General features: G+C 71.3%; 20 protein-coding genes. 11 read left to right on the forward strand and 9 right to left on the reverse strand.

Features of this window, described 5'->3' with window-relative positions:
* Positions 1-5: 5 nt before the first annotated feature.
* The 6 genes from DR046_RS01200 (at position 6) to DR046_RS01225 (ending at position 5,012) form a co-directional block, all read left to right on the forward strand.
* Positions 6-1,175: a TIGR03862 family flavoprotein gene (locus DR046_RS01200; protein ID WP_115379124.1), complete on the forward strand. Its 1,170-nt coding sequence runs from the start codon at positions 6-8 to the stop codon at positions 1,173-1,175.
* A gap of 329 nt (positions 1,176-1,504) precedes the next feature.
* Positions 1,505-2,296, forward strand: a complete 792-nt coding sequence (gene proC / locus DR046_RS01205) for a pyrroline-5-carboxylate reductase (RefSeq protein ID WP_115379126.1) — start codon at positions 1,505-1,507, stop codon at positions 2,294-2,296.
* Positions 2,293-2,625, forward strand: a complete 333-nt coding sequence (locus DR046_RS01210) for a tRNA-binding protein (RefSeq protein WP_115379128.1) — start codon at positions 2,293-2,295, stop codon at positions 2,623-2,625. The genes proC and DR046_RS01210 overlap by 4 nt, the downstream gene beginning before the upstream one ends.
* Positions 2,622-3,563, forward strand: a complete 942-nt coding sequence (locus DR046_RS01215; protein ID WP_115379130.1) for a 2-hydroxyacid dehydrogenase — start codon at positions 2,622-2,624, stop codon at positions 3,561-3,563. The genes DR046_RS01210 and DR046_RS01215 overlap by 4 nt, the downstream gene beginning before the upstream one ends.
* Complete coding sequence (locus tag DR046_RS01220; protein WP_115379132.1) at positions 3,560-4,033, forward strand: methylated-DNA--[protein]-cysteine S-methyltransferase; 474 nt, start codon at positions 3,560-3,562, stop codon at positions 4,031-4,033. The genes DR046_RS01215 and DR046_RS01220 overlap by 4 nt, the downstream gene beginning before the upstream one ends.
* 40 nt (positions 4,034-4,073) lie before the next feature.
* Positions 4,074-5,012, forward strand: coding sequence for a 2-hydroxyacid dehydrogenase (locus DR046_RS01225; protein ID WP_115379134.1), 939 nt, complete (start codon positions 4,074-4,076; stop codon positions 5,010-5,012).
* A 132-nt stretch (positions 5,013-5,144) separates the two neighbouring features.
* On the opposite strand, the gene holA is transcribed toward DR046_RS01225, so the two are convergent.
* From holA to DR046_RS01245, 4 genes are read right to left on the reverse strand one after another with little or no spacing between them, the layout of a single operon-like run.
* On the reverse strand, positions 5,145-6,143 hold the full coding sequence (holA, locus tag DR046_RS01230) for a DNA polymerase III subunit delta (RefSeq protein ID WP_115379136.1): 999 nt from the start codon (positions 6,141-6,143) through the stop codon (positions 5,145-5,147).
* A 10-nt stretch (positions 6,144-6,153) separates the two neighbouring features.
* Entirely contained in the window at positions 6,154-6,630 is a 477-nt protein-coding gene (locus DR046_RS01235; protein ID WP_115379138.1) for a hypothetical protein, read from the reverse strand.
* On the reverse strand, positions 6,617-9,160 hold the full coding sequence (gene leuS / locus DR046_RS01240; RefSeq protein ID WP_115379140.1) for a leucine--tRNA ligase: 2,544 nt from the start codon (positions 9,158-9,160) through the stop codon (positions 6,617-6,619). The genes DR046_RS01235 and leuS overlap by 14 nt, the downstream gene beginning before the upstream one ends.
* A gap of 58 nt (positions 9,161-9,218) precedes the next feature.
* Positions 9,219-9,752, reverse strand: coding sequence for a DUF3576 domain-containing protein (locus tag DR046_RS01245; RefSeq protein ID WP_115379142.1), 534 nt, complete (start codon positions 9,750-9,752; stop codon positions 9,219-9,221).
* 299 nt (positions 9,753-10,051) lie between these two features.
* Here DR046_RS01245 and DR046_RS01250 point away from each other — a divergent pair, with 299 nt between their 5' ends.
* Both DR046_RS01250 and DR046_RS01255 read left to right on the forward strand, forming a co-directional pair.
* Complete coding sequence (locus DR046_RS01250) at positions 10,052-11,017, forward strand: porin (protein WP_115379144.1); 966 nt, start codon at positions 10,052-10,054, stop codon at positions 11,015-11,017.
* An 89-nt stretch (positions 11,018-11,106) separates the two neighbouring features.
* The gene (locus DR046_RS01255; protein ID WP_115379146.1) at positions 11,107-11,763 is read left to right on the forward strand and encodes a YggS family pyridoxal phosphate-dependent enzyme; all 657 of its coding nucleotides are present in this window, start codon (positions 11,107-11,109) and stop codon (positions 11,761-11,763) included.
* A 7-nt stretch (positions 11,764-11,770) separates the two neighbouring features.
* Here the strand turns inward: DR046_RS01255 and DR046_RS01260 are convergent, their stop codons facing one another.
* Together DR046_RS01260 and ribA are read right to left on the reverse strand one after the other, a co-directional pair.
* Complete coding sequence (locus DR046_RS01260; RefSeq protein WP_115379148.1) at positions 11,771-12,271, reverse strand: L,D-transpeptidase family protein; 501 nt, start codon at positions 12,269-12,271, stop codon at positions 11,771-11,773.
* 86 nt (positions 12,272-12,357) lie between these two features.
* A complete protein-coding gene (ribA, locus tag DR046_RS01265) occupies positions 12,358-13,395 on the reverse strand; it encodes a GTP cyclohydrolase II (protein ID WP_115379150.1) in 1,038 nt (345 codons plus the stop codon).
* Between the two features lie 186 nt (positions 13,396-13,581).
* Between ribA and DR046_RS01270 the strand changes: the two genes are divergently transcribed.
* Complete coding sequence (locus DR046_RS01270; protein ID WP_115379152.1) at positions 13,582-14,268, forward strand: response regulator transcription factor; 687 nt, start codon at positions 13,582-13,584, stop codon at positions 14,266-14,268.
* Between the two features lie 252 nt (positions 14,269-14,520).
* On the opposite strand, the gene DR046_RS01275 is transcribed toward DR046_RS01270, so the two are convergent.
* Positions 14,521-15,747, reverse strand: coding sequence for an MFS transporter (locus DR046_RS01275; RefSeq protein WP_245190747.1), 1,227 nt, complete (start codon positions 15,745-15,747; stop codon positions 14,521-14,523).
* A gap of 217 nt (positions 15,748-15,964) precedes the next feature.
* Between DR046_RS01275 and DR046_RS01280 the strand changes: the two genes are divergently transcribed.
* Complete coding sequence (locus DR046_RS01280) at positions 15,965-16,624, forward strand: DUF2461 domain-containing protein (RefSeq protein ID WP_167766831.1); 660 nt, start codon at positions 15,965-15,967, stop codon at positions 16,622-16,624.
* On the forward strand, positions 16,621-17,811 hold the full coding sequence (locus DR046_RS01285; protein WP_245190748.1) for an MFS transporter: 1,191 nt from the start codon (positions 16,621-16,623) through the stop codon (positions 17,809-17,811). Before DR046_RS01280 ends, DR046_RS01285 begins: the two co-directional genes overlap by 4 nt.
* Here DR046_RS01285 and DR046_RS01290 read toward each other — a convergent pair.
* Both DR046_RS01290 and DR046_RS01295 read right to left on the reverse strand, forming a co-directional pair.
* The gene (locus tag DR046_RS01290) at positions 17,776-18,363 is read right to left on the reverse strand and encodes a ferric reductase-like transmembrane domain-containing protein (protein WP_245190749.1); all 588 of its coding nucleotides are present in this window, start codon (positions 18,361-18,363) and stop codon (positions 17,776-17,778) included. The genes DR046_RS01285 and DR046_RS01290 overlap by 36 nt on opposite strands.
* 26 nt (positions 18,364-18,389) lie before the next feature.
* Entirely contained in the window at positions 18,390-18,878 is a 489-nt protein-coding gene (locus tag DR046_RS01295; RefSeq protein ID WP_115379160.1) for a peptidase associated/transthyretin-like domain-containing protein, read from the reverse strand.
* Positions 18,879-18,930: the final 52 nt, after the last annotated feature.

An 18,930-nucleotide genomic window follows, 5' to 3' on the forward strand; every position in this document is an offset into this window, starting at 1 on the left:
GAAGGATGGAGCCCGAGACCCCGAAGCCAAGCGTCGCCGTCATCGGCGCCGGCCCCGCGGGGCTTATGGCTGCCGAGGCGGCCGCCGCGGCGGGGGCGGAGGTCACGATCCACGACCACATGCCCAGCCCCGCGCGCAAGCTGCTGATGGCGGGGAAGTCCGGGCTGAACGTGACCCATGCCGGCCCCGGCTTCGCGGCGCGCTACGGCTGCCGGCCGCTGGCACGCCTGGTCGAGGCGTTCGGCCCGGAGGACGTCCGCGCCTGGATGGACGGGCTTGGCCAGTCCAGCTTCGCAGGCTCCACCGGCCGCGTCTTTCCGCACGCCATGAAGGCCTCGCCCCTTCTTCGCGCCTGGCTCGCGCGGCTCGACGGGTTCGGCGTGACGCTCCGCCGCCGGTCCCGCTGGACCGGCTGGGAGGGCACCGCGCTCACCTTCGCAGACGGCACGCGCGCCGCGCCGGACGCGACGGTTCTCGCGCTGGGCGGCGCGTCCTGGCGGCGCCTCGGCTCCGACGGCGCCTGGGCGGCCCTGTCCGAACTCGCCCCGCTCACCGCCCCCTTCGCGCCGTCGAATGTCGGGCTGGCCGTGGCGTGGTCCGCGCACATGACCCTCCATTTCGGCGCGCCGTTGAAGAACGTCGCGCTGATCGTCGGCGACCGCACCCATCGCGGCGAGATCACGCTCTCCGCCAAAGGGCTGGAGGGCGGCGGCCTCTACCCCCACACCCCCGCCTTCCGCGCAGGCGCCCGGCTCGCGCTCGACCTCAAGCCGGACCTGACGGAGGCGCAGATCCGCGACCGCCTGGAGCGGCAGGGCAAGCGCAGCGCCAAGGACCGGCTCCGCCGCGCGCTGCGCCTCACGGACGCCCAGATCGCCCTGATGCAGGAGGTCGCGCGCCCCCTGCCCGCCGACCTGGCCCCGCTGGTCAAGCATCTGCCGATCCCGCACACGGGCCTGCGCCCGATGGACGAGGCGATCTCGACGGCGGGCGGCCTGCGCTGGGACGCGCTCGACGAGTCGCTGATGCTGCGAGAGCGCCCCGGCACCTTCGCCGCGGGAGAAATGCTCGACTGGGAGGCACCGACCGGCGGCTGGCTCCTGACGGCCTGCCTCGCGACCGGACGCCACGCAGGCGAGGCCGCGGCCGCCTGGGCTCTGCGCGCTCCGAAGTGACCGGGGATCGGGCTTGGCGCTCGCCTTCCGACAGTGACCCCCTCGCACGACGCGGTGGGCCCGACCCCGCAGCGATAGGCAGGGCCGCCCTCTCCGGGGCTTCGTCCTGCCATCGAAGGCGCGGCCGGAGGCCCGGCCGGGCGAGGCTCGATACCCCGCCCCGGCCGGGCCCCCGCTTGCACGCCGCGCGCCCGCCGGCCTATAGCGCCGGACGACAAGGCCGGCCCGAAAGGACCCTGCCGGGCGTCGCACTCCCGGGACTGTTCCGGGACAGCCTCGCTCGATCAGATCGTCCGACGCCTTGGAACCGGGCGCGACAGGGGGGACGCATGGACTTCACCGAGACAAACGCGCGCGGCGTCGTGCTGCTGGGCTGCGGCAAGATGGGCTCCGCGATGCTGGCGGGATGGCTGGACCGGGGCCTCGATCCCGGCGCCGTGACGGTCATCGACCCCGCGCCCTCCGAGTGGCTGCGCGGCACAGGCGTGCGGCTCGACGGCCCGCTTCCCGCCTCCCCGGCGATCACTGTCGTCGCGGTCAAGCCGCAGATGATGGCCGAGGCCCTGCCGGCCCTGCGCGGCCTCACCGATACGCTGTTCCTGACCGTCGCGGCGGGCACGCCGGTCGCGGCCTACGAGGCGGCCCTGGGCGACATCCGCCTGATCCGCGCCATGCCCAACACCCCCGCCGCCATCGGTCAGGGCATCACGGCGATCGTCGGCAACGGGGCGGCGACCGAGGCCGATCTCGCCATGGCCGAGGCCTTCCTTTCGGCCGTGGGCGAGGTCGTGCGCCTCTCGTCCGAGGACCAGATGGATGCCGTCACCGGCCTTTCTGGGTCCGGCCCGGCCTATGTCTTTCACATGATCGAGGCGATGACCGAAGCCGGCATCGCCCAGGGCCTCGCGCCGGATCTGGCCCTGCGGCTCGCCCGCGCGACCGTGGCCGGGGCCGGACAACTTGCGATGACCGGCGAGGACCCGGCCCAGCTGCGCCGCAACGTCACCTCGCCGAACGGGACGACCCAGGCGGGGCTAGAGGTGCTGATGCCCGAGCTGCCGGACCTGATGGCGCGCACCGTCGCCGCCGCCGCCGACCGCTCGCGGGAGCTTCGGGGATGATCTCCTTTGATGACTTCCTGAAGGTCGACATCCGCGTGGGCACCGTCACCCGCGCCGAGCCCTTCCCCGAGGCGCGCAAGCCCGCGATCAAGATGTGGATCGATTTCGGTGGCGAGTTGGGCGAGCGCAAGACTTCCGCCCAGGTCACGGCGCATTACACGCCCGAGGCGCTGGTCGGCCGGCAGGTCCTGGCCGTGGTCAACTTCCCGCCCCGCCAGATCGGCCCCTTCATGTCCGAGGTGCTGGTCCTCGGCCTGCCCGACGCCGAGGGCGAGATCGTCCTCCTCTCTCCCGACCAGCCGGTGCCCGATGGAGGGCGGATGCATTGAAGCTCCACGTCTCTCGCGCCCTGCCCGACAGCGTCATGGAGGCGGCCCGCGCCCGCTTCGAGGTCACGACCCGCGACACCACGCAGCCGATGGATCTCGACGAGGTCCGCGATGCCCTCGCGACCCATGACGTGCTGCTGCCGACGCTCGCCGACGCGCTCGGCGCCGATGCCTATACCGGCGAGATCCGGGCGAAGGGACTCGCGAATTTCGGCGTGGGCTACAACCATATCGACGTCGCCGCCGCCCGCGCGGCGGGCCTCGTCGTCACCAACACGCCCGGCGCGGTGACCGACGCCACCGCCGACATCGCGATGACCCTGATCCTGATGACCGCCCGCCGGGCCGGCGAGGGGGAACGCCTCCTGCGTGCCGGCGACTGGCACGGCTGGCACCCGACGCAGATGCTCGGGATGCACGTCACCGGCAGGACGCTGGGCGTGATCGGCATGGGCCGGATCGGCCAGGCCATCGCCCGGCGCTGCCATGCCGGTTTCGGGATGGAGGTCGTGTTTCACAACCGGTCCGAGAAGCATGTCGAGGGCGCGCGCCAGCTCGCCAGCGTGGCGGAGGTCTGCGCCGCCGCCGATATCGTCGTCGTCGCCGCCCCGGCCACGCCGGAGACCTATCACCTGATCGACGCTGCCGCGCTCGCCGCCATGCGGCCCCACGCGATCCTCGTCAACATCGCCCGCGGCGATCTCGTCGACGAGGCGGCCCTGATCGACGCGCTGGAGGCCGGGCGCATCGCCGGCGCCGGGCTCGACGTGTACGAGCGGGAACCGCATGTCCCCGACGCCCTGCGCGCGCTCCAGAACGTCACCCTCCTCCCCCATCTCGGCACCGCCGCGCTGGAGGTGCGGGAGGCGATGGGCCGCATGGCGCTCGACAACGCCATCGCCATCGCCGAGGGGCGAGAGCCGCCCAACCCGGTGTGATCCGGGCGACCACGATCGACGCGCCGATCGGCGCGATCCTGCTGGCGGGCGGCGAGGCGCTCACCCATCTCCGCTTCCCCGGTCACGGCCCCGATCCCCTCTGGCGCCCGGAACCCGGCGCCTTCCCCGAGGCCCGGCGCCAACTCGCCGCCTATTTCGCCGGCGAGCTGACAACCTTCACCCTCGACCTCGCGCCCGAGGGCACCCCCTTCCAGCGCCGCGTCTGGAAGGCTCTGCGCGCCATCCCGCAGGGGCGAACCGCGACCTACGGCGAGATCGCCGCCGCCATCGGCCAGCCCGGCGCCACCCAGGCCGTCGGCCGCGCCAACGGCGCGAACCCGATCCCGATCCTCATCCCCTGCCACCGCGTCGTCGCCGCGGACGGCATCGGCGGCTTCTCCGGCCCGCCCGAGATCAAGCACGCCCTGCTGGCGCTGGAAGGAGCGGAGCGCCAGCCGCGCCTGCTCTGACGGCTTTCCCTCCCCCGCGGGCCCGCGCTACACCCGGGCCATGACAACCCGCATCCTCTTCGCCGCCTCTTCCGAGAGCTGGGCCGCCTACCGCTCCGTTCTTCCCGCCGCGCTCGACGCCGAGGGCGTCCCGCACGAGATCGTCACGCTCCACGACGCGCCGGACCCGGCAACCATCGACTGGGTGGTCTACGCCCCCTCCTCGCCGCTCCAGGACTTCACGCCCTACACCCGACTCAAGGGCGTGCTGAACCTCTGGGCCGGGGTCGAGGACGTGGAGGGGAACCGGACGCTGACGGCGCCCTTGGCCCGCATGGTCGATCCGGACCTGACGCAGGGCATGGTCGAATGGGTGACGGGCCATGTGCTGCGCCATCACCTCGAGATGGACAAGCATATCCACGGCGCCGCCTGGGACGCGACGCCGCCGCCGCTCGCCCGCGACCGCCCGGTCGCGATGCTGGGGCTGGGCGTGCTTGGCGCCGCCTGCGCCGGGACGCTGGCGGGTCTCGGATTCCCGGTGACCGGCTGGTCGCGAAGCAAGAAGCATATCGCAGGTGTCCGCTCGCTCACCGGCGAGGACGGCCTGCGCGAGGCGCTGTCGGGCGCCGAGATCGTGGTGCTGCTGACGCCGCACACCCGCTCGACCGAAAACCTGCTGAACGCGGAACGGCTCGCCTGGATGCGCGACGGCGCGGTCCTGCTGAACCCGGGGCGCGGGGCGCTGATCGACGACGCGGCGCTGCTCGAGGCCCTGCCCCGGCTGGGCCACGCCACGCTCGACGCCTTCCGGCGGGAGCCGCTGCCGCAGGACGATCCCTACTGGTCCCATCCGAAGGTCACGGTGACGCCGCATATCGCCTCGACCACCCGTCCGGGCAGCGCGGCCCGCACCATCGCCGAGAACATCGCCCGGGGCGAACGGGGCGAGCCGCTCCTGCATCTCGTCGACCGCAGCGAGGCGCTGGCAGCCGAGTAGGCGCGCGGCGCCCTGCCCTTCGATGCTCCGGAAATATGCCCGCCGGAGGCCGGCGCGCCGGATCGACCCGGCGCGCCGACATTTCAGTGCCTGCACCTCCCGACCCCACGCCGGAGCGTCGCCTGCGCCCCCTCAGCCGCGGCCCATCATCGCCAGCTTGATGAGCGCCCGCTCCATCACCGCCATCCCCGGGGCCCGCGAGGCGGAGCGCAGCGTCAGGTCCGTCTCCATCAGCAGCGCCAGCGCCGCCTCCAGCCGGCGCGCGCCCCAGGCGCGGACCTGACGCTCCATGGCATCGCGACGGGGGCCGTAGACCGGCGGGCGCAACCCGCCGACCCCGCCCGAGACCGCCGCCATGTGGAGCTGCTGGAAATGCCGCGTCGCCTGAATCACCAGCGTCACCGGCGTCACCCCCTGCCCGGAGAGCCGCGCGATCAGCGGGCCGATGGTGGGGGCGCGGCCCTCGGCGGCGGCGGCGATCACCTCGTCGGCATCGGCGTCCACGGTCGCGGGCGCCATCAGGCGCACCTCCTCCGGCCCCACCTCCGCCCCCCCGGCATAGAGCGCGATCTTGGTCAGCACCTGCCGGAAATCGCCGGGGTCGAGCTGCGCCGCAAGCGCCTCGACCCCGCGGCGGCCCTCGGGACTGAGCGAGAGGTTCTCGGCGGCGATGGCGGCCTCGATCTCCTCGGGGCCCATCGGGTCGTCATAGAGCCCGATCGCCACCGCCGAGCCATGCGCCTCGAAGGCCTTGCGCAGCGCCGAGGTCTTCTTCAGCGCCCCCGCCGTGACAACCAGCGCGGCGTCGCCCTCCGCCCATTCGCTCAGCGCCGAGAGGACCGGGGGGGCCTGCTGATCGGTCACGCCATCGACGAAGACCACCCGGGGCCCCGGGAAGAAGCCGACCGCCTTCAGCGCGTCCAGCACCGAGGCCGGGTCGGACTTCGCCTCTGCCCCCGTCATCCGGCTCAGCCGCATCTCGGATTCGGCCTCGGGGCCGGCCAGCGCGGCGATCAGCTCCTGCCGCTTCAGCGCCACGCGCATCGCGTCGGCCCCGTGGATCAGCGCCCCGGCCGTCCGGGGATCGGGCTTTGCAAAGAATCGCGCGGCCTGCGCGCCGCGCAGGTTCACGACCCGACCTTCATGGCACGTCCGAGGCCAGCAGCCGCGCGACGACCGCATCGGCCAGGATCACGGCAAGACGCTGCTCTGCGTCCTGCTCCGACTCGAGCGTCGAGATGGTCGAGCCGGTCGCCGAATAGCTGGTGAAGCTCGTCTCCACGCCCGTCAGGACCGGCTCGTCGGCGCCCATGGGGATCAGCGACCAGGCCAGCCTTCCCTCAATGTTGAACCGCGTGATCGTATTCTCGTCGTCGATGGCCAGCTCCCGCTCCTGCGTGGTCAGCACCCAGTTGAGGGCGTAGCGGGGCGCGTCCGGCAGGCCGAGCCGTTCCTCGAACCGGGTGACGAAGTCGAAGCCGAACTCCGTGTCCGGGTCTGCCACGCGGATCGCGCCGCGCAGGCCATCTGCGGCGCCGCCCGGCCCGTAGGCCGGCGTGAAGCCGCAGCCGGCCAGCGCCAGCGCCGACAGGATCAGGCCGCGCCTAGACCACCACATTCACGATCCGCCCCGGAACGACGATCAGCTTCTTCGGCGCCGCGCCGTCCAGCGCCTTCACCACCGCCGGGTCGGCCAGCGCCAGCGCCTCGATCTCGGTCTTGGGCGCGTCCTTCGCCACGGCGATCTCGGACCTCCGCTTGCCGTTGATCTGGATCGGCAGCGTCACGGTGTCGTCGACCAGCAGCGCGGGATCGGCCACGGGCCAGGGCGCCTGCACGACGAAGCCCTCGCCGCCCAGCATCGCCCAGACTTCCTCGGCGAGATGCGGCACCATCGGCGCCATCAGCTGCGCGAGCGTCTTCATCGCCGCGCGCCGCGCCTCCGCCCCCGCATCCGAGCGGTGCAGCGCATTGGTGAACTCGTAGAGCTTTGCGACGGCCTTGTTGAAGGCGAAGCCCTCGATGCCCTGCGTGACCTCGTGGATCGCGCGCGCCGTCTGCTTCGCCAGCTCCGCGTCGGCCTCGTTCGCGGGGCGGTCCGCCCGCGCGATGTCAGTGGCGAGCCGGTGGACGCGGGCGAGGTGCCTCGCCACCGCTTCCGCCCCCTCGGGCGTCCATTCGAAGTCCCGTTCCGGCGGGGAATCGGAGATCACGAACCAGCGCGCCGTGTCGGCGCCGTATTGCGCGATGATGTCCATCGGATCGACGACGTTCTTCTTCGACTTGGACATCTTGATCGCGGGCACGATCTCGATCGGCGCGCCGGTGGCCTTCACGGTCCTCGTCGCCGTGTCGACCTCCTCGGGCAGATGATAGACCGTCCTGCCCTTCTCGTCCTTCGTCACATAGGCCGGATGGGTGACCATGCCCTGGGTGAAGAGCGCGTCGAACGGCTCCTCCGTGCCTTCGGGCAGATGGCCGGTGCGGACCATCGCGCGGGCGAAGAAGCGGCTGTAGAGCAAGTGAAGGATCGCATGCTCCACGCCTCCGATATACTGGTCGACATTCATCCAGTAGGCGGCGTCGTCCAGATTCGTCGGCGTCTCGGCATGGGGCGCGGTGAAGCGGGCGAAGTACCAGGACGAATCGACGAAGGTATCCATCGTGTCCGTCTCGCGCCTGGCGGGCTTGCCGCAGGACGGGCAGGCCACGTCGCGCCAGGTCGGGTGCCGGTCGAGCGGGTTGCCCGGCACGTCGAAGCTCACGTCGTCGGGCAGGCGGACGGGCAGGTTCTCCTTCCTCTCCGGCACCACGCCGCAGGCGTCGCAATGCACCACCGGGATCGGGCAGCCCCAGTAGCGCTGGCGGGAGAGGCCCCAGTCGCGCAGGCGGTACTGCGTGCGGCCGCGGCCCAGCCCCTCGCGCTCGGCCCAGTCGATGGTGGCGTCGATCGCCTCCTGCCCGGTGGCGGTCTCGACGCCCGCGGGCTGGTCGATCCAGCGCACTTTCTCGGTCTTGGGCGGAACGAAGGCCTCGTCCGCGACGCGGGTGTCGTCGTCCATCGCCACGAAGGTGTCGATCACCGGCAGGTCGTACTTGCGCGCGAAGTCGAGGTCGCGCTGGTCATGCGCCGGGCAGCCGAAGATCGCCCCGGTGCCGTAATCCATAAGCACGAAATTCGCGACCCAGACGGGCAGCGTGCCGCCGAGCGGGTTGTCGACGGTCAGCCCGGTGTCGTAGCCGCGCTTCTCGGCCTTCTCCAGGGCCTCCTCGGTCGTGCCGCCCTTGCGGACATCGGTTGCGAAGGCAGCAAGGTCGGCGTCCTCGGCGGCCAGCGCCTTTGCCAGCGGATGCTCCGGCGCGATGGCGATGAAGGAGGCGCCGCGCAGCGTGTCGGGGCGGGTCGTGTAGACCTCGATCCCGTCGACCCCATGGGCGGGCGCCGACAGCGGGAAGGTCATCTCAAGCCCGCGCGAGCGGCCGATCCAGTTCTCCTGCATCAGGCGCACCTTGTCGGGCCAGTCCTCCAGCCCCTCGAGCGACTCGAGCAGGTCCTCGGCCATGCTGCTGATCGCGAAGGCCCATTGCACCAGCTCGCGCCGCTCCACCTCCGCACCGGAGCGCCAGCCCCGCCCGTCGATCACCTGCTCGTTGGCGAGCACGGTCATGTCGACCGGATCCCAGTTCACGACCGCCGGCTTGCGATAGACCAGCCCCGCCTCCAGCATGTCGAGGAACAGGGCCTGCTGCTGGCCATAGTATTCGGGATCGCAGGTGGCGAATTCCCGGGACCAGTCGATGCTGAGGCCCAGGGGCTTCATCTGCCCGCGCATCACGTCGATGTTCTGGTAGGTCCAGTCCTTCGGGTGGCCGCCCGAGGCCATCGCGGCGTTCTCGGCAGGCATCCCGAAGGCGTCCCAGCCCATCGGGTGGAGGACGCTGAACCCGCAGGACATCTTGTAGCGCGCGATGACGTCGCCCATCGTGTAGTTGCGCACATGGCCGATATGGATGCGCCCCGACGGATAGGGGAACATCTCCAGCACGTAATACTTGGGGCGATCGTCGCGGACCGCGCGGAACAGGTCGGCGGCGGTCCATTTCTCCTGCCACTTCGGTTCGGTGGCGGTGGCGTCGTAGCGGTCCATCGGGACTCCTCGGGCGGATGGCTGCGCCGCCTCGGGACCGGACGGCAGGAAGGGATTTCTACAGGCGGCTGTCCTGGATGCGGAGCTGGCGGGCGCGGGTCAGGATCGCGTCCTCGATGGCGCGCTGCGTCTCGCGCGGGGCGGTCCCGCTGCGGGTGCGCAGGGCGACGTTCAGCGACCGCGCGTCGAGCGCCGGGTCGCGCACGTAGACGGTCGCCTGATAGGCCTGCCCGCCGCCCGGAGGCGCGCCGTAGCCGAACTGGATGATGCCCGAGAACGGGTCCGCATTCTGCACAGGCATGAACGAGAGCACGTCGAGCGAGGCCGCCCAGAGATACTTGTTGACCTCGATCGTGGTGTTCGCGTCGTCGGTGTTCTGGAACAGGTCGAAGAGCGACGAGGTGTTGGAGTTGCGGCGCGCGTCCCGGGCGATGGTGGCGGGGTTCGACTGGTTGGCGATGCGCTCCTCCGAGGTCTGGCCGAGAAACGTCCCCCCGCAGGAGGCCAGCAGCCCGACCGCCGCCAGGGCCACCGCCCCGCGGATCACGCAGCCTGTGCGCCGCTCGTCCCTCGCCCCGGTCTCGCCTGTCATGTCGCCCTCGCGCCCGCGTATCTTCCGCGTTCTGCCTATCCCATGCCGGGCCAGGCTCACAAGGCTTCCCCGGCCCACTTCGAAAGAGCCCGCGCGCGCCGGTCGGGGCCTGCTTTTGCGGCCTGCACCCGGTCGCTTCGGGGTCGGCGGCATCACTGTGGCAAGACTGCACCGGTGAGGGGGCGAAACCGGAAGCCGCTTCCGCACTTTCTTGAAGGCGCACGGTGATGGGTTCAAACCACCGACACGCCCAGCGCGATTCACGTGATGGGGACGACTTCGAAACACGAGGGATCAACATGAAATCCATCCTCTTCGCCTCGACCGCTCTGGTTGCCTTCGCCGGCGCCGCTGCGGCGCAAGGCGTCACCCTGACGGGTAACGCCGAAATGGGTATCATCTCCGGCAACGGCGGCGTGGCTCCGACCGACGACAACGTCGAGTTCTTCACGGACATCGACGTCACTTTCACGATGGCGGGCGAAACCGACAACGGCCTGACCTTCGGTGCGTCCGTTGACCTGGACGAAGGCGGCGATGGCTCCGACGCCGTCGACAACAACCGCGAAGACGGTGGCGCGACCATCTTCCTGTCGGGCAACTTCGGCACCATCACGATGGGTGACACCGACGGCGCCCTCGACTGGGCCCTGACCGAAGTCGCGTTCAACTCGGGCTCGATCAACGACGACGAGACCGAGCATGCCGGCTACAACGGCAATGGCGGCCTCGACGCGACCTACGACAACCAGGTTCTGCGCTACGATTACTCGTTCGGCGATTTCGGCGTGGCCCTGTCGGCCGAGATCGAAGATGACGATCCGCTGGTTCCCGGCGACGAGGATGGCGACGTGCTCGGCCTCGGCGTCAAGTACGGCCTCGACCTCGGCGGCAGCACCGTGAACTTCGGCCTGGGCTACCAGGAGAGCGACGACGCAGATGCGATCGGCTTCTCGGTCTCCGGTTCCTTCTCGGGCGTGTCCCTCGGCCTGTCGATGCTCAACCGCGACTCGGACATCGTCGGTCAGGACTATGACCACATCGGTGTCGGCGTGGGCTACACCACCGGCGCGATCTCGGTCTCGGCCAACTACGGCGAGTACGACTACGAGACCGGCGGCGTCGATCGCGACGGCTTCGGTCTGTCGGCCGGCTACGACCTGGGTGGCGGTGCCATCGTCCAGCTCGGCTACGGCGACAGCAACTTCGACGGCGGTGTCGGCGATCGCGAGACCGTGTCCTTCGGCGTTCGCATGAACTTCTGATCCACCCGGATCACGTTCTCGGAAGGGCGGGCCTTGTGCCCGCCCTTTTCGTGTCCGACATAGGGGGCCCGCCTGCAGCCGGAGGCCCCATGTCCCTCGCCGCCATCCAGTCCCGCATCGACGCCGCCTGCGCCGCCGCCGACCGTTCGCCGGCCGAAGTGACGCTGATCGCCGTCTCCAAGGTCCAGCCCGCGGACCGGGTCGAGGCCGTGCTGGCCGCCGGGCACCGCATCTTCGGCGAGAATCGCGTGCAGGAGGCGCAGGGCAAGTGGCCCGCCTGGCAGGAGGCCTTTTCCGGGGTGGAGCTGCACCTGCTCGGCCCGCTCCAGTCCAACAAGGTCCGCCCGGCGGTGGAGCTGTTCCACGCGATCCACTCCGTCGACCGGCCGAAGCTCGCCCGCCGGATCGCCGATATCGGGCAGGAGGTCGGGCGCGTCCCCGACCTGTTCCTCCAGGTCAATACCGGGGAGGAGCCGCAGAAGGCCGGCGTCCCCCCCTCCGAGATCGACGGCTTCGTCCGGGACGTTCGGGCGATGGACCTGCCCGTGGCGGGGCTGATGTGCATCCCCCCTGCCGACGAGGATCCGGCGCCGCATTTCGACCTGCTGGCGGAACTCGCCGCACGCAACGGCCTGCCCGGCCTGTCGATGGGCATGAGCGCCGATTTCGAAACCGCCATCGCCCGCGGCGCGACCCATATCCGCGTCGGCTCCGCGATCTTCGGCCCGCGGGATACGGATCACTGACCGCCCGCTACCGGTCGGGAATCACCACGCGCGTCCCGTAGCCGATCCGCCGCGCGATCCAGCGCAGGTCCTGCGCCGCGAAGGCGACGCAGCCTTCGGTCGGGAAGCCCGGCCGCCGCCAGCGATGCAGGAAGATCGCCGAGCCGCGCCCGGTCTCGGCCCGGGGCCAGTTCCAGTCCGTCAGGATCACGAGGTCGTAGAGCGGGTCCGCCCGCGCCAGCCGCTCGGCCGACGCCGGGAAGGGCGCGCGCACCATCAGGTTGTAGTCCTCGTGCCGGGGGTCGTCGCACCAGAGGTCGCGCGGCCGGATCGGCACCGCCCAGTCCGCCGGCCGCGCCAGCCGGTCCGGCCGCCAGAACAGGCCGGCGATCCGGTGCACGCCTGCGGGCGTGGCCCCGTCCCCCTCGCGCTTGTCGCGCCGCACGCCGCCGCGCCCGATCGTGCAGGGGAACAGGCGCCCCCGGAAGCGCGCGCCCACCGGCGTCACAACGATGTCCTCGGGTCTCACCGCCCCTCCTTCCTGTGGCCGCAAATACTCCCGCCGGAGGCAGCGGCGGGCGGGGGCTCGATGCCCCTGCCCGCCGCTTCCCCCCGTCACTCCAGATGGCCGGACTTGGCCCGCTTCACGTCCAGATAGCCCGCGTTCTCGGGGCCGCGCCCGACATGCAGCGGCACCCGCTCCACCACCTCGACCCCCTGCCCGGTCATCATCGCGATCTTGCGGGGATTGTTCGTCATAAGCCGGATGCGCCCGATCCCCATCCGGCGCAGCAGCCCGGCGCCGAGGCGGAAGTCGCGCTCGTCATCCTCGAAGCCGAGCCGGTGGTTCGCCTCGACCGTGTCGAAGCCCTGGTCCTGCAGGTCGTAGGCCCGCATCTTGTTGGCCAGTCCGATCCCCCGCCCCTCCTGGTTGAGATAGAGCAGCACACCCGACCCCGCCCCCATCGCGTCGAGCGCGCCGTGCAGCTGCGGCCCGCAATCGCATTTGAGCGAGCCCAGCACGTCGCCGGTGAAGCAGGCCGAATGCAGCCGCACCAGCACCGGCGCGGCACGGTCGACCTGGCCGATCTCGACGGCGTAATGTTCCTCCCCGCCCGCGCCCTCGCGGAAGACGTGCAGCCGGCCTGCCCCGGCCAGCATCGGCAGACGGGCTGTGGCGACCCCCTGCGGCGCGCTCGCCTCGTCGGGCAGCATCGCGGGCAGGCGGGTCAGGCCCTCGGGCGGCGCCGCCTCGACTCCGATGACGGCTGGCAGGACCTGCGCCGCCTTGGCCAGCGCGATCCCGGTCCGCCAGGCCGTGGCGTCGCCACCACGCAGCGTCTCGAGCGGTCCCTTCATCGGCACGCGCAGGTCGAAGGCCGGATCGGCCAGCGCGCGGAGCCAGGTCAGGTCCGCCCCTTCGGGCACGCGCACGCGGGCGATGTCGCCGTCATAGGCGCGCGCCTTCAGCGTCGCCGCGCGCCGCCCGGTCAGCGCAATGACCAGCGGTCCAAGCGCGCGCAGGGCGGCCAGACGCTCCGCCCCCAGCGTCTCGGCGGCGGCCAGCACCAGCGGGCCGACCGCGACCGGCAGCCCGAGCCGCAGGTCGGTGCGCGCGCGGGCGGCGAGTTCAGTGGCGGTCGGGCCCAGCATGGCGTCTCCGGCAGGATCGGGTCTGAAACATTGCGGCAGGCTCCCGGCCCGTCCGGGCCTGCTTATGAAACAATTCGGCCCTTGGCGACACGTCGCCGTGAAGCGCCCGTGAGAAGCGCCGCAACGCGCTTGGCGACGGCCTCTCGTTGGGTCACCAATGCCGCAAGACATGCCCGGAGACCAAAGATGGCCAACCTCAAGAAGATCCTGCTGGTGGACGACGACGACGACCTGCGCGACGCGCTGGCCGAGCAACTGGTGATGACCGAGGATTTCGACGTCTTCGAAGCCGATTCGGGCGCCACCGCCATGTCCCGGTCGAAGGAGCAGATCTACGACCTGATCGTGCTCGACGTCGGCCTTCCCGACACCGACGGGCGAGAGCTCTGCCGCCTGATGCGCAAGTCGGGCGTCAAGTGCCCGATCGTCATGCTGACCGGCCACGACACCGATGCGGACACGATCCTCGGGCTCGATGCCGGGGCGAACGACTACATCTCCAAGCCCTTCAAGTTCCCCGTCCTTCTGGCCCGCATCCGCGCGCAGCTGCGCCAGCACGAGCAGTCCGAGGACGCCGTCTTCCAGCTCGGGCCCTACACGTTCAAGCCCTCGATGAAGACGCTCCTGACCGAGGACGAGAAGAAGATCCGCCTGACCGAGAAGGAGACGAACATCCTCAAGTTCCTCTACCGCGCCGGCGACGGCACGGTGGCCCGCGACGTGCTGCTGCACGAGGTCTGGGGCTATAACGCGGGCGTGACGACCCATACGCTTGAGACCCATATCTACCGCCTGCGCCAGAAGATCGAGCCGGACCCCTCGAATGCGCGCCTTCTTGTGACGGAAAGTGGCGGCTATCGCCTCATGGCGTGACGGTCCGGCCACAAGCGGCCGCACATTCCCGCCTACGACCAATTGACGTTAGCGGAACCGGTGCGGCTGGGTTTAAGTTGATCTCATACCGTGGCGCCTGCGGTCTATCGGGCGCAACCTCCCTGTTGGACTCGGCCGGACTTCGTGTCCGGCCTTTTTTTTCGTGCGGGCCGAGGCGTCCGTTGATGAGGGTGCGGAAGAACCCGACCCGGAACTTGCGTCGTCGACCGCTCGAACGGCGGAGGCCGCGAGTCACTTCCCGTTCCCGCGCCGCGCCAACCGGAAGATCGCGGGCGAGGTCCGCAGCAGCGCGACGAAGGGCCCGCGCCCCTCTCGCGGGACGGCGGCGCGGCGGGCGATCTGGACCAGCGTGATCGCCGCCATCGCGCCGTGGACCGCGCTCGTATAGGCGAAGAGCGCCGCGGGCCCGAAGCCCTGCACAAGCGCCGAGGCGGTCAGCGGGCCGACGATGGCGCCGACCGAGAACCAGAAGATCAGCGCCGCCGAGATCGCGACATAGTCCCCCTCCGGCCCGGCGCGGTCGTTGGCCTGCGCCGCCGCCAGCGAATAGAGCGGCATCGCGAAGGCCCCGAAGGCCAGCGCGCCGACATAGATCGCGACCGGCGCCGCGGCGGCGTTCAGGAACAGCCCGGCTGCGACTGCGCCCAACGTCGCGCCGAACAAGGTCCAGCGCCGGTCCAGACGGTCCGAGAGGGCGCCGAGCGGCCATTGCAGCAGCACGCCGCCCAGGATGCCCGCGTTCATGAACAGCGCCACCTGCGCCGTGTCGAAGCCGATCTCCTGCGCGTAGAGCGGGCCGATCAGCCGGAAGGCGCTGGTCGTGAGCCCGATGCTGAGCGCGGCCAGCACCGCCACGGGCGAGAGGCGCCAAAGCTCCCCGGGCCGGAAACGGGGCGATTTCGGCGGCTCGGGCCGCGACGTGTCGGTCAGCGCGACGGGCAGCAGCGACAGCGCGAAGAGGATGGCGGTGACCGCGAAGATCTCGAATCCGGCCACGCCGAAGACCGGCAGCAGGAACTGGCCGCCCGTCACCGAGGTGAGGTCGACGAGGCGGTAGAGCGACAGCACCCGCCCCCGCTCTGACGGATGGGCGGACTGGTTGAGCCAGGACTCGATGACCATGAACAGGCCCGAAAAGCAGAACCCCATGGCCGCCCGCACGAGGCCCCAGACCCAGGGGTCCACCGCCAGCACCAGCACCAGCGTTCCCGCCCCCGCGATGGAGGCGAGGGCGGCGAAGACGCGGACATGGCCGACCGCGCGGATCATCCGCGCAGTGACGAAGCAGGCGGCAAGGAAGCCGACGAAGTAGCTTGCGCCGAGCAGGCCGATCGTGACCGGCGCGAAGCCCTCGGCGGTGGCGCGCAGCGCGACCAGCGTCCCCTGCAACCCGTTCCCGGCCAGCAGCATCGCCGCCGCAAGGAGCAGCGGGACGAGGGCGCGAAGGTTCGTGGTCACGGGGCAGGCTCCGGCAAGGCTGGGACGTCGGGCGACGGGATCGACCCACGCGGGCCCTTGGAGACCCGGCCACCTCGGGACCTTCGCGGGGCGATCCGGGTCGATGATGCCGTCCGACGCTTCGGGGGCGACCCTCTCTCGCGCCCCGGCACATCGCAAGCTTGATTTGCCGGGCCGGGTCGTCACAGTCCCCGAGGGGGCGGCGCGAGGGGATGCGATGGCGGACGGCTTCACCGAGATGCTCGATCGGGCGCAGACCTTCTACGGAGAGCTGGCGCGGAACAACTCGAAGGACTGGTTCGAGCCGCGCAAGGACGGCTGGAAGCGCGATATCGAGGCGCCCGCGAAGCTGCTCGCCGGGCTCGTGGCCGAGGACCTGTCGCGCATGACCGGCGATCCCCATGCGGGCAAGGTCTTCCGCATCAACCGGGATGTGCGCTTCTCGAAGGACAAGGCGCCCTACAAGACGATGCTGGCGATGCTCTGGTCCTCGGGCGATGCGGACAGCCTCGCCCCCGCCTTCTACTTCGGGATCGAGCCCGACCGCACCTTCGTCGGCTGCGGCACGCCCGGCTTCGACAAGGAGGGGCTGGCGCGCTATCGCGCCATGGTCGACCGCTGGGGCGACCGGCTGGCCGAGGTCATCGAGGCGTCGGGCGGCCATCTGGCCGAGATCGGACCGGAGCCGCTCAGGCGCGTGCCGAAGCCTTACGCGCCGGACCACCCCCATCGCGACCTGCTGCGCCGAAAGTCCCTGGCCCTCGGGATGCCGCTCCCCCGGGGCTGGCGGGCCGAAGGCGATGGGCTGGTCACGGCGCTCCTCGACCGTCTCGAGGCGCTGATGCCGTTCCGCGACTTCCTGGTCGCGCGTCTGTGACGCGCAACCTCGCGCTCTGGCCCTGGTACCGTTTCCTGCGCTCGCTGCTGTTCTGGCAGGCGATCTGGTTTCTCTACATCCAGGCGGAGCTGTCGGCGGCGGAGGCCATTGCGATCTATGCGATCTACGACATCGCGACCACTGTCCTGGAGGTGCCCTCGGGCTGGTTCTCGGACCGCTGGGGCCGGCGGCCGACGCTGATCCTGTCCTCGGCGGCGGCGCTTGCGGCCGCGGCGATGCAGGGCGCGGGCGGCCTTTTCTGGTGGTTCGCGCTGGCGCAGGTCCTGCTCGGCGCGCATCAGGCCTTCGCCTCGGGCACCGACAGCGCGCTGCTCTACGAGACGCTGGCCGCCGAGGGGCGCGAGGCGGAGATCGAGCGCCACGAGGTCGTGGGCTGGCGCGCAGGCTTCGCGGGGCTGGCGCTGTCGGCGCTGGCCGGGGGCGCATTGGCGCGGATCGACCTGACCTGGGCCTACTGGGCCACGGCCGCGGCCTTCACCGCGCTGACCGCCGTCACCCTCGCCCTGCGGGAGCCGCCGCGCGCGGCGCGGCAGGAGGGAGAGCTGGCCGCGCTGTCGCAGATCGGCGGAGCGTTGCGGAAGCCGCTGCTTCTGTGGCTGCTGGCGCTGATGATGCTCATGTACGGGTTCAGCCACGTGCCCTTCGTCTTCGGCCAGCCCTTCATCCTGTCGGTGCTGGACGGCACCGCTTTCGCCGACGAGACGCCGCTGGTCTCCGGCGCGGTCACGGCGGGGATGATGAGCGTGTCGCTCGCCGTATCGCTGGTCGCGCCGCACCTGCGCCGCGCCATCGGGCTGACGGCGATGCTGCTGGCGGCCTTCGCGCTGCAGGTCGCGCTGCCGGGCGCGCTGGCCCTCGCGGCGGGGCCGCTGGCGGTGCTGCTGCTTCTGGTGCGCATGGTGCCGGACGCGCTGGCCCGGCCCTATCTGCTGGCGCGGGTGCAGCCGCTTCTGCCGGAGGCAGCGCGGGCGACGCTGCTGTCGGTCGAGAGCCTCCTCGCGCGGCTGCTCTTTGCGGGATCGCTGTGGGTCGCGGCGGCCTCGACCACCGGGATCGGGTTGATGCCCGAGGCCGACTTGCGGGCGGTGCTGGGCGCCTATGCCGTCGCGGGGCTGGTGGCGTTGCTGATGCTAGTCCTGGCGGCGCGGCGTGTCGGCCCGGCCTGACCGGCGCAGCAAGGGCACCCAGGCCCGGCGCCCGGCCACGACCCACAGCGTCACCGCGGCGACCAGAAGGCACAGCGCCCATTTCGTCACGACCCCCATCGTGCCCACGATCAGCAGCGCGTGGACGATGGTCCCGGTCACGACGACGAGGATCAGCGCGGTATGGGCGGGCCGGAAGAAGCGGGGCGAAAGCCTGCGCCGCACCGCCGCCAGTCCCGCCGCGCCGAAGGCCGCCCACATCGCGATGACGCCCCAGGCCGAGAAAGGCGTGGGCGAGGTGAAGGTCAGCGCGTCGATGACGTCGGGCGGGCTGGTGATCCAGAGTCCGGCGACATGGACCAGGATCAGCATCACGAGGCCCGCCCCGAGCCAGCGATGCGCGACGCGACCGCGGAGGCCCGGCAGCCGGTCGAAAGCGAGCAGCGGCTGCACCAGCAGCACCCCCAGAGCCGCCACCCCGGCCAGCCCGGCGATGATGTAGACAGGGCCGCGCCATTCGAGGAGGGGGCTGGTCGCGGCGACGGCCAGGGGCAGGCCCACCGCCGCCAGCACCGCGCTCCAGATCAGGAGCGGACGGATCAGGCGGGCTCCAGCACGAAGGCCACGTCCAGCGTCCGGTCGCCGGGCGATCCCATGATCGGCCGCAGAAAGACGGTGCGGAAGCCGCCATCGTCGTAATCCGAATCATAGGCCAGATGCCCGTGCGGCTGGCCGAAGGCGGGTACGATCTGCGGCATGTCGAGCGCGAAGCGCCCCTCGGCGTCGGTCAGCGTCGCCCCGTGAGAGCGGGCGTCGCGTTCATGCCCCTCGGTCGTGTGCGCCCAGACCTGGATGCGGCGGCCGGCCAGCGGCGCCCCGTCGCCCGCGCGGCGCACGGAGCCGGTCATCAGGAAGCCGCCGCCGCCGATCCGCTCCACGATGGGCGCGCCGGGGCGATAGTTGTTGGCCCCGCCCCGCATCGTCGGCGTGGGCGCAAGCCCCTGGGCGCGGGCAGGACGGAAGAGGACGGGCGCGGCCAGAGCGGCGGCGGCCCCGATCAGGAGCGTGCGGCGAGGGAACGTCGGCATGGGAACCTCTCGGCTTGGTTCGGGACGTTGGATCTTCGACCGGAGCATAGAA

This window comes from Jannaschia formosa (assembly GCF_003340555.1).
GTDB classification, from domain to species: domain Bacteria; phylum Pseudomonadota; class Alphaproteobacteria; order Rhodobacterales; family Rhodobacteraceae; genus Jannaschia; species Jannaschia formosa.

Excerpts from the sequence above, each read along its gene's own strand:
- DR046_RS01200 (WP_115379124.1), top strand. The coding sequence starts at position 6 with ATGGAGCCCGAGACCCCGAAGCCAAGCGTCGCCGTCATCGGCGCCGGC.
- proC (WP_115379126.1), top strand. The coding sequence starts at position 1,505 with ATGGACTTCACCGAGACAAACGCGCGCGGCGTCGTGCTGCTGGGCTGC.
- DR046_RS01210 (WP_115379128.1), top strand. The coding sequence starts at position 2,293 with ATGATCTCCTTTGATGACTTCCTGAAGGTCGACATCCGCGTGGGCACC.
- DR046_RS01225 (WP_115379134.1), top strand. The coding sequence starts at position 4,074 with ATGACAACCCGCATCCTCTTCGCCGCCTCTTCCGAGAGCTGGGCCGCC.
- DR046_RS01235 (WP_115379138.1), bottom strand. The coding sequence starts at position 6,630 with ATGTGGTGGTCTAGGCGCGGCCTGATCCTGTCGGCGCTGGCGCTGGCC.
- leuS (WP_115379140.1), bottom strand. The coding sequence starts at position 9,160 with ATGGACCGCTACGACGCCACCGCCACCGAACCGAAGTGGCAGGAGAAA.
- DR046_RS01245 (WP_115379142.1), bottom strand. The coding sequence starts at position 9,752 with ATGACAGGCGAGACCGGGGCGAGGGACGAGCGGCGCACAGGCTGCGTG.
- DR046_RS01250 (WP_115379144.1), top strand. The coding sequence starts at position 10,052 with ATGAAATCCATCCTCTTCGCCTCGACCGCTCTGGTTGCCTTCGCCGGC.
- DR046_RS01255 (WP_115379146.1), top strand. The coding sequence starts at position 11,107 with ATGTCCCTCGCCGCCATCCAGTCCCGCATCGACGCCGCCTGCGCCGCC.
- ribA (WP_115379150.1), bottom strand. The coding sequence starts at position 13,395 with ATGCTGGGCCCGACCGCCACTGAACTCGCCGCCCGCGCGCGCACCGAC.
- DR046_RS01270 (WP_115379152.1), top strand. The coding sequence starts at position 13,582 with ATGGCCAACCTCAAGAAGATCCTGCTGGTGGACGACGACGACGACCTG.
- DR046_RS01280 (WP_167766831.1), top strand. The coding sequence starts at position 15,965 with ATGGCGGACGGCTTCACCGAGATGCTCGATCGGGCGCAGACCTTCTAC.
- DR046_RS01295 (WP_115379160.1), bottom strand. The coding sequence starts at position 18,878 with ATGCCGACGTTCCCTCGCCGCACGCTCCTGATCGGGGCCGCCGCCGCT.